At 71.6% G+C, this 11167-nt stretch carries 9 protein-coding genes; 7 read left to right on the top strand and 2 right to left on the bottom strand.

Annotation, left to right across the window (positions count from 1 at the left end):
- Nucleotides 1-244 precede the first annotated feature (244 nt).
- Both ACZ56U_RS20635 and ACZ56U_RS20630 read left to right on the top strand, forming a co-directional pair.
- Entirely contained in the window at nt 245-781 is a 537-nt protein-coding gene (locus ACZ56U_RS20635; RefSeq protein WP_469085435.1) for a beta-class carbonic anhydrase, read from the top strand.
- Between the two features lie 436 nt (nt 782-1217).
- Nucleotides 1218-2039 (top strand): acyl-CoA dehydrogenase family protein, encoded by an 822-nt coding sequence (locus tag ACZ56U_RS20630; protein WP_469085434.1) that lies wholly within the window; start codon nt 1218-1220, stop codon nt 2037-2039.
- Between the two features lie 27 nt (nt 2040-2066).
- Here ACZ56U_RS20630 and ACZ56U_RS20625 read toward each other — a convergent pair whose 3' ends face one another.
- A complete protein-coding gene (locus ACZ56U_RS20625) occupies nt 2067-2756 on the bottom strand; it encodes a GntR family transcriptional regulator (RefSeq protein ID WP_469085433.1) in 690 nt (229 codons plus the stop codon).
- A gap of 307 nt (nt 2757-3063) precedes the next feature.
- Here ACZ56U_RS20625 and ACZ56U_RS20620 point away from each other — a divergent pair, with 307 nt between their 5' ends.
- The 5 genes from ACZ56U_RS20620 (at nt 3064) to ACZ56U_RS20600 (ending at nt 9359) form a co-directional block, all read left to right on the top strand.
- On the top strand, nt 3064-3537 hold the full coding sequence (locus ACZ56U_RS20620) for a formate dehydrogenase subunit gamma (protein ID WP_469085432.1): 474 nt from the start codon (nt 3064-3066) through the stop codon (nt 3535-3537).
- A 2-nt stretch (nt 3538-3539) separates the two neighbouring features.
- Nucleotides 3540-5171 carry a formate dehydrogenase beta subunit gene (locus tag ACZ56U_RS20615; protein WP_469085431.1) on the top strand — a complete coding sequence of 544 codons (1632 nt, stop codon included), beginning with the start codon at nt 3540-3542 and terminating at the stop codon, nt 5169-5171.
- Complete coding sequence (fdhF, locus tag ACZ56U_RS20610; protein WP_469085430.1) at nt 5168-7984, top strand: formate dehydrogenase subunit alpha; 2817 nt, start codon at nt 5168-5170, stop codon at nt 7982-7984. Before ACZ56U_RS20615 ends, fdhF begins: the two co-directional genes overlap by 4 nt.
- Before the next feature lies 1 nt (nt 7985).
- Nucleotides 7986-8198, top strand: a complete 213-nt coding sequence (locus tag ACZ56U_RS20605; RefSeq protein ID WP_469085429.1) for a formate dehydrogenase subunit delta — start codon at nt 7986-7988, stop codon at nt 8196-8198.
- A 228-nt stretch (nt 8199-8426) separates the two neighbouring features.
- Nucleotides 8427-9359 carry a LysR family transcriptional regulator gene (locus ACZ56U_RS20600; protein WP_469085428.1) on the top strand — a complete coding sequence of 311 codons (933 nt, stop codon included), beginning with the start codon at nt 8427-8429 and terminating at the stop codon, nt 9357-9359.
- A gap of 173 nt (nt 9360-9532) precedes the next feature.
- Here the strand turns inward: ACZ56U_RS20600 and ACZ56U_RS20595 are convergent, their stop codons facing one another.
- Nucleotides 9533-11143, bottom strand: a complete 1611-nt coding sequence (locus tag ACZ56U_RS20595; RefSeq protein WP_469085427.1) for a FadD7 family fatty acid--CoA ligase — start codon at nt 11141-11143, stop codon at nt 9533-9535.
- Nucleotides 11144-11167 lie beyond the last annotated feature (24 nt).

Here is an 11167-nt window from a genome sequence, read left to right as displayed (position 1 = left end):
AACCCCCTCAAACTCTCCGACTCCCCCACCCACATCACTCCCGCCCCCCTCCTGGGCCAGCACACCGAAGACATCCTCATCGGCGAACTCGGCCTCGATGAAGCGGAGGTGGCGCTCCTCAAGGCACAGGGTGTGATCTGAGCCATCGACGGCCCGAGTCGCCGCTTCCACCCCGTCCAAGAGGCGCCGCGAGGGCTGCCCGGGACGGTGTCCGTGAACACCCGAACCAGAGAGGTAGCCCAGCATGTCGACGCACGCACCCCGCACCGTCACGCCCGCCCGTGACACCGTCATCGACCGGCTCGTGGACGCCAACCGCAGCTACGCCGCCGGGTTCGTGGACCCGGGCATGGACGCCCGACCGGTCCTCGGTGTGGCCGTCGTGGCCTGCATGGACGCCCGCATCGATCTGCATGCCGCGCTCGGTCTGCAACTCGGCGACTGCCACACCATCCGCAATGCCGGCGGTGTGGTCACCGACGACACCATCCGCTCCCTGACGATCAGCCAGCGCGCTTTGGGCACCCGCAGTGTCGTCCTCATCCACCACACCGGCTGCGGCCTGGAGACGCTGACCGAGGACTTCCGCACCGACCTGGAGATGGAGGTCGGCCAGCGCCCGGCCTGGGCCGTGGAGTCCTTCCGGGATGTCGACCAGGACGTACGGCAGTCCATGCAGCGGGTGCGCACCAACCCGTTCCTGCCGCACACCGACGACGTGCGAGGCTTCGTGTTCGACGTGACCACGGGGCTGCTGCGGGAGATGGACCCACGGCCCTGAGTCCGGCCGTGCGCAGTCGCTCATGGCCGAGTCGCTGACGGCCTCCGTGCCACGGGGCCTGCAGCCGCCGCGTGGCCTGCAGCCGTGCCGCGTCCGCGGGGGTGGCGTGCTGGTCGGGCGCCGCGCGCGGAGTGGGTCTCCAGGATGGCCCGGACCCTGGGGAGTTGGGCGCTCTCCTCGGCGGTGGGGGAGTGCATCGAAGGCGCCCTGGGGCGGCGCAGGTCCCCCCAGCCGGCGGCGTGGAGTCGCTGAGGCGCCTCGCGTACGGGCCGGCGGGCTGATGCCGAGATGCCCGGCCGGACCGCGATGCGGAGGTCCCGGGAATTGCCGTCGTCCGCCCTCTGGTGTTGGACTGTCGGCATGCAGAATACTGTATGCAATCAATGTCGCCGCCTGACAGCGGGCCGGACACCGCTCCCGAGGGGGTCTTCTCTCCGTGTCGTACCGCACCGCTCTCGCAGAAGTCCTGACCCACGCCGTCGCGCCCTGCGCCGAACTGACCGCCGCCGAGGGCCGGTTCCCCCGGGGTGCCGTGACGGCCCTCGGGGCCACCGGACTGCTGGGGCTCACGGTCTCCACCGAGTTCGGCGGCGCCGGCCTCGGGCTGCCGGAAGCCGCCGAGGTGGTGGCACGGACCGCGCGGATCTGCCCGGCCACGGCCGCCGTCCTCCAGGCGCACTACACGGCGGTCGCCGTCATCGAGGCGTACGGCAGCCGTTGGGTGCGTGCCGAGATCGCCGCCGGACGCCATCTCAGCAGCCTCGCCCTTGCCGAGGACGATACCGGCGGCCAGGGCGAGGAGGGTCAACTCCTCGTGTCGCACTGCACGGTGGTCCGCTCCGGTGGGGTGGTCGCGTTGCGCGGGCGCAAGCACGGGGTGATCGGGGCGGGGGAGGCGGACAGTTACGTCTGGTCCTCCCGGCCGCTGGGTGTCCCGGGCGGGCTGACCCTGTGGGGGGTACCGGCGCACGCCCCGGACCTGTTCGTCCCGGCCCGGCCGGATGCCGGGGGGCCGTCCGGCGGTGCGGCGTCCACGGTGCTCGCCGATCCGGCGCTGGTCCCCGCCGACGCGATGCTCGGCGAGGACGGCGGCGGACTCGACATCGTGCTGCGCACGGTCCTGCCCTGGCTGCTGGAACTGCGGGCCGCCGCAAGCGCGGAGGGGCTCAGGCTCACCGACGCCGGCGCGCCTCGCGGACCCGCCGACCCCGATGCCGCCGTACCTCCGCTGCCGGCCGGCTCCCTCGCCCCGTCCTGAACTCCCGCCCGGAGGTGGTCGACCGGTTCAGCCCCGGCTCGAGTCGGGCCCGGTCTGCCTGCGGTAGAAGTCGGTCGTGCGCTCGGTGTGCTTGCGCATGACCTCGCCCGCGCGGTCCGCGTCACCCTTGGCGATGGCCTTGATGAGCTGGGTGTGCTCGTTCCAGGCCTCCTTGCCGCGGGGTTTGGCGATGGGCGTGTAGTACCAGCGCACCTTCTGGCCCACCTGCGCGAGCAGTTCGGCCAGGACGTCGTTGGCGGCCAGGGAGGTGACGAAGGAGTGCAGAGCGGTGTTGGCCGCGACGAGACGATCGACGTCGCCCTCGGCGAGCGCGTCGACGCCGTCCTGCTGCAACTCCCAGAGGCGCTCGACGTCCTCGGGCCGTGCGTTCCGTGCGGCGAGCTGGGCCGAGTAGGTCTCCAGCACCGAACGGACGCCGAGGAGTTGGGCCGCCTCCTCCTCGGTGGGGGAGTGCACGAAGGCTCCCTGGGCGGGGCGCAGGTCGACCCAGCCCGCGGTCTGGAGCCGCTGGAGCGCCTCCCGGACCGGTTGACGGCTGACCCCGAGGTGCTCGGCCAGCTCGGCCTCGACCAGGTGCTGGCCGGGCTTGAGGGAGCCGTTGACGATGAGCTCGGTCAGGGCGTCGTACACGGCCTGGCGCAGTGGTGCCGGACGGGCGACGCGCCGGGACGCCGCGGCCGTGAGTGCCTCGCGCATGGTTGTCCCGTTCTGCCGCCGGGTCGACGGCTGTGCCAAGTGGTAGCCGCCGAGAGGGTTACCGACGGCGGCCGAGCATACAGGTTTTGGTATGCAACATGGCGTCGCCAGTCGACCGTGAGCCGGGCGACAGCGCTCCTCGCGGGTCAAGGACCCCTCGGAGTCTGGGACTCCGCAGTCGCCGCTGCCGTACGGAGCGGTGCACGCTTCCTGCGACGGTCGTCTGTATACAGAAGCCTGTATGGGGTATTGTCTCAGTCTCCTGCAACCCTCGCCGGGGACCCGTGTGACGGAAGGCGAAGCGATCATGACGACCAGCGGGAGCGATGTGACGGTCGAGAACGTGGTCCGGAGGGTGGTGGCCGATCACCGGGGTCAGCGCGGCGCGCTGCTGCCCGTACTCCACGCTGTGCAGGCCGAGTTGGGCCATGTGCCCCAGGAGGCCGTACCGGTGCTCGCCGACGAGCTCAACCTCTCCCGGGCGGACGTCCATGGTGTGGTGACCTTCTACCACGACTTCCGCCGCGAGCCCGCGGGCCGTACCACGGTGCGCATCTGCCGCGCCGAGGCCTGCCAGGCGCTGGGCGCCGACCGCCTGGTGAGCTACACACGCGAGGCCGGGCTGACCCTGGGGGAGACGTCCGCCGACGGGGCGATCACCGTCGAGCAGGTCTTCTGCCTGGGCAACTGCGCCCTGGGGCCGGCGGTGGAAGCCAACGGACGCCTGTACGGACGTGTGAGCCCCGCCCGACTGGGCTCGATCCTCGACGGGACGGTCTGATCATGGACAACTCCGCTCCGCTCGGCCCCTCTTCACCCCCCGCGGCGACGGTCTACGTACCCCGCGACTCCGCGGCCCGTTCCGTCGGTGCCGACGAGGTGGCCGGTGCCCTCCAACGGGCCGCCACGCGAGGGGACTTCACCATCGACGTCGTGCGCAACGGATCGCGCGGCATGCTCTGGCTGGAGCCTTTGGTCGAAGTGGTCACCCCGCAGGGCCGCGTCGGCTACGGGCCGGTGGCCCCCGAGGACGTCGACGGGCTCCTGGCCGCCGGTCTCCTCGACGGCGCCGCGCACCCGCTGCGTCTCGGGCTCGTGGACGACCTGCCGTGGCTGGCCCGCCAGAACCGCGTCACCTTCGAACGGGTCGGCATCACCGACCCCCTGTCCCCGCGGGACTACGTCGAGCACGGCGGCCTCGCCGGACTGCGCGCGGCCCTCGCTCTCGACCCCGCGGACGTGGTCGCGGAGGTCACCGAGTCCGGGTTGCGTGGCCGCGGCGGCGCGGGGTTCCCGGCCGGCATCAAGTGGAAGACCGTGCTGGACCGCGCCGACGAGCTGAAGTTCGTCTGCTGCAACGCCGACGAGGGCGACAGCGGGACCTTCGCGGACCGGATGGTCATGGAGGGCGACCCGTTCCTGCTCATCGAGGGCATGACCATCGCGGCCCACGCCGTCGGCGCGAGCGAGGGGTACGTCTACATCCGCTCCGAGTACCCGGCCGCGATCGCCACCATGCGCGAGGCCATCGAACTCGCTCGTGAGCAAGGCTGGTTGGGCCAAAACATCCTCGGCTCCGCGCTCGACTTCGACCTGCATGTGCGGGTCGGCGCGGGCGCGTACATCTGCGGCGAGGAGACCTCCATGCTGGAGAGCCTGGAGGGCAAGCGCGGCATGGTCCGCGCGAAGCCGCCGATCCCGGCGATCGAGGGGCTGTTCGGCAGACCGACCGTGGTCAACAACGTACTGACCCTCACCACCGTGCCGACCGTCCTCGCGAACGGCGCCAAGGCGTACCAGGACCTCGGCGTGGGCCGCTCCCGCGGCACCCAGGTCTTCCAGCTCGGCGGCAACATCGCCCGCGGCGGCATCGTCGAGACCGCCTTCGGTATCACGCTGCGGGAGCTGATCGAGGAGTACGGCGGCGGCACCCGCACCGGGCGTCCGGTGCGCACCGCGCAGGTCGGCGGCCCGCTGGGGGCGTACCTGCCGGAGTCGCGGTTCGACCTCCCGATGGACTACGAGGCGTTCGCAGAGGCCGGGGCGATGCTCGGGCACGGCGGGATCGTGGTCTTCGACGACACCGTCGACATGGCGGCGCAGGCCCGCTTCGCGATGGAGTTCTGCGCGGCGGAGTCCTGCGGCAAGTGCACCCCGTGCAGGGTGGGTTCGGTGCGCGGCGTCGAGGTGATCGACAAAATCGTCGCCGGTACGCACCGGGAGGAGAACCTCGCCCTGCTCGAGGACCTGTGCGACCTGATGACCGACGGCTCCCTGTGCGCGATGGGCGGGCTCACCCCGATGCCGGTGCGCAGCGCTCTCGCCCACTTCCCCGACGACTTCCTCGGCGGTCGCCGGCTCCTGGACATCCAACCCGTACAGGCGACTGGCCCGACGACGGAGGGCACGGCATGACACTCCTGAAGGAACCCGACTTCGGAACCCCCGAGAGGCCCGGCCCGGCCACGGTGTCGGTGGAGGTCGACGGGCTGCCGGTGACCGTCCCCGAGGGCACCTCGGTGCTGCGCGCGGCGGCCCAGGCGGGCGTCGACATACCCAAGTTGTGTGCCACCGACAGCCTGGAGGCCTTCGGCTCCTGCCGGTTGTGCGTGGTGGAGATCGACGGCCGGCGCGGCACCCCCGCCTCCTGCACCACCCCGTGCACCGACGGGATGAAGGTGAGCACGCAGACACCCAAGGTGGAGAAACTCCGCCAGGGCGTCATGGAGCTCTACATCTCCGACCACCCGCTGGACTGCCTGACCTGCCCCGCCAACGGTGACTGCGAACTCCAGGACATGGCCGGGGTGGTGGGCCTCAGGCAGGTCCGCTACGGCTACGAGGGCGAGAACCACCTCGACGCCGAGAAGGACACCTCCAACCCCTACTTCGACTTCGACCCGGCCAAGTGCATCGCCTGCTCCCGCTGCGTGCGCGCCTGCGGCGAGGTCCAGGGCACCTTCGCCCTCACCATCGAGGGGCGCGGCTTCGACTCCAAGGTCTCGCCCGGTGCGGGGGAGACCTTCATGGACTCCGAGTGCGTCTCCTGCGGCGCCTGCGTCCAGGCCTGCCCCACCTCCACGCTCCAGGAGCGCTCCGTCGTCGAACTGGGCATGCCCACCAGGTCCGTTGTCACCACGTGCGCGTACTGCGGGGTCGGCTGCTCCTTCAAGGCCGAACTGCGCGGCGACGAACTCGTGCGCATGGTCCCGTACAAGGACGGTGGCGCCAACGAGGGCCACTCCTGTGTGAAGGGCCGGTTCGCCTTCGGTTACGCCACCCACCCCGACCGCCGGCTCAGGCCCATGGTCCGCGACAGGATCACCGACCCCTGGCGGGAGGTCGAGTGGGACGAGGCGATCGGCACCGTCGCCCGGCGGATGCGTGAGTTGCAGGACCGGTACGGCAAGGGCTCGGTCGGCGCGATCACCTCCTCGCGCTGCACCAACGAAGAGGTGTACGTCGTCCAGAAGATGGTCCGCGCGGCCTTCGGCAACAACAACGTCGACACCTGCGCCCGCGTCTGCCACTCCCCGACGGGGTACGGCCTCAAGCAGACCTTCGGCGAGTCGGCGGGCACCCAGGACTTCCGCTCCGTCGCCGAGGCCGACGTCATCATGGTGATCGGCGCCAACCCCACCGACGGGCACCCGGTGTTCGCCTCCCGGATGAAGCGCCGACTGCGTGAGGGCGCCGAGCTCATCGTCGTCGACCCGCGCCGCATCGACCTCGTGCGCTCCCCGCACATCGAGGCCCGCCACCACCTCCAGCTGCGGCCCAGCACCAACGTCGCCGTGGTCAACGCCATGGCGCACGTCGTCGTCACCGAGGACCTCGTGGACCGGAGCTTCGTGGACCAGCGCTGTGAAGGCTTCGACGAGTGGGCGCAGTTCGTCGCCCGGCCGGAGAACAGCCCGGAGGCGGTCGAGGAGATCACCGGCGTCCCCGCCGCCGAACTGCGCGCCGCCGCACGGCTGTACGCGGACGCGCGCAACGGAGCCATCTACTACGGCCTCGGTGTCACCGAGCACAGCCAGGGCTCCACCATGGTGATGGGCATGGCCAACCTGGCGATGGCGTGCGGCAACATCGGCCGCGACGGCGTCGGCGTGAACCCGCTGCGCGGCCAGAACAACGTCCAGGGCTCCTGCGACATGGGCTCCTTCCCCCACGAGCTGCCGGGCTACCGACACGTCTCCGACGACGCGGTCCGTACTGTCTTCGAGAACCTCTGGGGCGGAACCCTCCTCGCCGAGCCGGGACTTCGCATCCCCAACATGTTCGACGCCGCCATCGACGGCACCTTCCGTGGTCTGTTCGTGCACGGCGAGGACATCGCCCAGTCCGACCCCAACCTCCAGCACGTCACCGCCGCGCTGAAGGCGATGGAACTGGTCGTCGTACAGGACCTGTTCCTCAACGAGACGGCCAAGTTCGCCCATGTCTTCCTGCCGGGGGCGTCCTTCCTGGAGAAGGACGGCACGTTCACCAACGCCGAACGGCGCATCAACCGGGTCCGCGCGGTGATGCCGCCCAAGACGGGCAAGCACGAGTGGCAGATCGTCAGCGAGATCGCCACCGCGATGGGTTACCCGATGGCGTACGACCACCCGGCCCGGATCATGGACGAGATCGCCTCGGTGACACCGACGTTCACAGGGGTCTCCTTCGACCTCCTGGACAAGCTCGGCAGCGTCCAGTGGCCCTGCAACGAGCAGGCCCCCGAGGGGACGCCCATCATGCACGTCGACGAATTCGTGCGCGGCAAGGGCAAGTTCGTGGTCACCTCCTACGTCCCCACGAACGAGCGCAGCACCCGTCGCTTCCCGCTGGTCCTCACCACCGGACGGATCCTCAGCCAGTACAACGTCGGCGCCCAGACCCGTCGTACCGGCAATGTCGCCTGGCACCCGGAGGACATCCTGGAACTGCATCCGCATGACGCGGAGGTCCGCGGCATCAAGGACGGCGACATGGTCACCCTGGCCAGCCGCGTGGGGGAGACGTCTCTGCGCGCGGAGATCTCCGACCGGATGCCGACCGGGGTCGTGTACACCACCTTCCACCACCCCGTCACCGGCGCCAACGTGGTCACCACGGAGAACTCCGACTGGGCCACCAACTGCCCCGAGTACAAGGTGACCGCCGTCCAGGTCGGTCTCGCGCGAGGCGACCGGGGCGGCATGGGCGACGTCGCCGAGAACGACCTCGTGACGGTGGTGGACTGAGATGACCGCGACCGTGCCGTCCGAGCTGAGGATGGCGAACGACATCGCCCGCAACCTCTCCCACCTTCCCGCGGAGCGGGCCGCCGAGGAGATCGCGGGGCACCTCGCCCGGTTCTGGGACCCGCGGATGCGCGCCCGGCTCCAGGAGTTCGTCGATGCCGGCGCCGAGGGCCTCGATCCGCTGGTGGCGGCGGCCGTGCGGCTCCCGCGCTGACAGACCGCGCCTGCGACCGCTGCCGGGACGAGCGGCGGTCGCAGGCGCATTCATGTCCCCGGCGAGCGGTCCCGGCTAGGTGAGGCCTCGGACCCCGGGCGATCCGAGCGTCCGACCGTGAGCGCCGAGCAGTACGAACACCTCCCCTGTACATATCCAAATACTGCATACAGTATGGAGCTGTGCGGGGGTGCGGTCACGGCGGCCTCGGGCAGAGAGGAGACGTTCATGCTGTTCCGGCAGCTCGAGTACTTCGTGGCGGTGGCGAGGGAACGCCACTTCGCCCGGGCGGCGGAATCCTGCTACGTCTCCCAGCCCGCGCTCTCGGCGGCGATCGCCAAGCTGGAGCGGGAGTTGAACGTCACGCTCATCAACCGCGGCCACAACTACCAGGGCCTCACCCCGGAGGGCGAGCGGCTCGTCGTCTGGGCCAAACGGATCCTCGCCGAACAGGACGCCTTCAAGGCCGAGGTGGCCGCCGTGCAGTCCGGCATCACCGGGACGCTGCGGCTCGGCACCGACCCCACCGCCTCGACCACCCTGGCGCTGCCCGTGGCCGCGTTCTGCGCCGCCCATCCGCTGGCCCAGGTGCAGGTGCGCTCCCGGCTCTCGACCAAGGAACTCCACCGTCAACTGCGCGACTACGAACTCGACGTGGCCATCGCCCACTTCGACCCCGGCGACCAGGACGGCCTCCAGGTCGTACCCCTCTACCAGGAGCGCTACATGCTGCTGGTGTCGGACGACCACCTGGCGGCCCAGTCCACCACCGTGACCTGGGCGGACGCGGCCCAGCTGCCGCTCGCGCTGCTCACACCCGACATGCGGATCCGGCAGGTCGTCGACACCGTGTTCGCGGAGAAGGGGTTCGTGGTCACCCCGCAGGTGGAGACGGACTCGATCGCCGCCCTCTACGCGCACGTGGGCGGCGGCGGATGGGCCAGCATCGTCCCGCACACCTGGCTGCGCGCGATGCCGGTCATCGGCCGGACGCGCGCGCTGCCACTGGTCGACCCGGAGGCCGGCGCCCAGGTCTCGGTGGCGATCCACGCGGCGACCCCCGGCTCGGTCGCCGCCCGCGCCTTCGTCAACGCCGCCACCGGCCTCTCCCTCGACGACTTCTTCGCCCGCCCCCTCCCGCCCGGCCACGCCGTGCGCTGACCCCGCACCGACACGCGCCCGAACGGCCTCACGGCCCGGGGGTGAACGGCGCCTGTACGGCCCTCAGGTGGCAGCCACCGGGACGACCTCCAGGCGACCTCCACCCGGACGACCTCAGCACCCGGGGGCGACCCGTGCCGCACGCCCCCCAGGCGACGCCCGCCCGACGAGCCTCACGACCCGGCCGCGAACCGTGCCTGTACGGCCTTGCGGTCCAGTGCCCCCTTGGCCGTGTACGGCAACGAACCGACCATGTCGAGCCGGTCCGGCACCTCGAACGCGGCCAGCCGGTCCCGGCAGTACCGCAGGATCTCGCCGGCCCCGACGCTCTCGCCCTCCCGCACCACCACGGCGGCGCCCACCCGCTGCCCGTACACCGCGTCCGGCAGGGCGAACACGGCCGCCTCGGCGATCCCCGGGCAGCCGGCGAGGACGTCCTCGACGTGCTCGGGCGAGATCTTCTCGCCGCCGCGGTTGATGAGGTTGTTGATCCGTCCGGTCAGGGACAGATACCCATCCTCGTCCAGGGTGCCCAGGTCCCCGGTGCGCAGCCAGCCGTCCACGAACGTGTGCGCCGTCAGCCCCCGGTCCCCGAGATAGCCGCGCGCGACGGTCGGACCGCGCACCCACAACTCGCCCTCCACGCCCACCGGACAGGCCCGGCCGCCCCGGCCCACGACCCGGACCTCGACCCCCGTCGGCCGCCCGACCGAGCCGTGCTTCAACTCCCCCCGACCGGGCAGCGGTTCGCTGGCCGCCTGGTGCGAGGACTCGGTCATCCCGTACGCGGACAGCAGCGGCACCCCGAACGTGCGCTCCAGCGCCCGCTGTGTCGCCGGGTTGAGCGGGGCGCTGCCGCTGCGCACGAACCTCAGCGGCGGCACCTGCGCGCCCGGGTACTCGCGCTCCGAACGGTCCAGCAGGATCTCGTGGATGGCGGGGGCCGCGGTGAACCAGGTGGCGCCCACGGCACGCATGTCGTCCCAGAACGAGCCCGCCGCGAAGCGCCCCCGCTCCGGCAGCAGTACGCAGCCCCCGCCGGCCAGGGAGGCCAGCAGCGCCGCGAAGAGCCCGTGCCCGTGGAAGAAGGGCATCACCGCGACCGTGGCGTCGCCCGGCCCCAACTCGTAGGTGATGCACAGCGACTGGACGGACGCGGCCACGTTGGCGTGGGTGAGCGGGACCATCTTCGCGCGTTCGCTGGTGCCGGCGGTGAACAGGACGAGCGCGTCCCGCGCCGACAGCTCGGCCGCCGCACCACCGTCCCGGGGCGCGGCACCTGCTCCGGGGGCGAAGGTGACGGCCGCCGCCCCGGCGCGGGAGACGTCCACGCGCAGCGGCCACACCGGAACAGGCGGCGCGGAGCCGTCCGACGCGGGGGAGGGGGAGCCGACCGGGGTCCGGCCCAGCAGGACCGCACGGGCGCCCAACGCCTTAAGACGGGCGCTGAGTTGGGTCGCCGGCAGCGACGGGTCCAGCGGGGCCACCACCAGACCGGCCCGTGCCGCCCCGAGGAGCGCGACGACGAACTCCGCGGTGTTGGCCGAGACGAGGCCGATCGCGTCGCCGCGCGACAATCCCGTACCGCCGAGCCGGGCCGCCACCCCGTCCGCCAGGGCCGACAGGCCCCGGTAGGACAGCTGCACCCGCTCGCCGGTGACGACCAGGGCCCGGGCGTAGGGGCGTTCACGCACTTGGATGTCGAGGAGGTCGACGAGGCCCGTGACCGCCGGGGGCCGGTACCCGTTCGCGTCGCGCACGGATGCCGCGGCCGGAACGGCCATGACCCCACCCCCTCACGCCAGGTC

This window comes from Streptomyces sp. NPDC034103 (genome assembly GCF_055575395.1).
Note: the sequence above shows the minus strand (reverse complement) of the source record. Positions and strands in the feature narration are given on the sequence as shown.

Excerpts from the sequence above, each read along its gene's own strand:
- ACZ56U_RS20635 (WP_469085435.1), top strand. The coding sequence starts at position 245 with ATGTCGACGCACGCACCCCGCACCGTCACGCCCGCCCGTGACACCGTC.
- ACZ56U_RS20625 (WP_469085433.1), bottom strand. The coding sequence starts at position 2,756 with ATGCGCGAGGCACTCACGGCCGCGGCGTCCCGGCGCGTCGCCCGTCCG.
- ACZ56U_RS20620 (WP_469085432.1), top strand. The coding sequence starts at position 3,064 with ATGACGACCAGCGGGAGCGATGTGACGGTCGAGAACGTGGTCCGGAGG.
- ACZ56U_RS20615 (WP_469085431.1), top strand. The coding sequence starts at position 3,540 with ATGGACAACTCCGCTCCGCTCGGCCCCTCTTCACCCCCCGCGGCGACG.
- fdhF (WP_469085430.1), top strand. The coding sequence starts at position 5,168 with ATGACACTCCTGAAGGAACCCGACTTCGGAACCCCCGAGAGGCCCGGC.
- ACZ56U_RS20605 (WP_469085429.1), top strand. The coding sequence starts at position 7,986 with ATGACCGCGACCGTGCCGTCCGAGCTGAGGATGGCGAACGACATCGCC.
- ACZ56U_RS20600 (WP_469085428.1), top strand. The coding sequence starts at position 8,427 with ATGCTGTTCCGGCAGCTCGAGTACTTCGTGGCGGTGGCGAGGGAACGC.
- ACZ56U_RS20595 (WP_469085427.1), bottom strand. The coding sequence starts at position 11,143 with ATGGCCGTTCCGGCCGCGGCATCCGTGCGCGACGCGAACGGGTACCGG.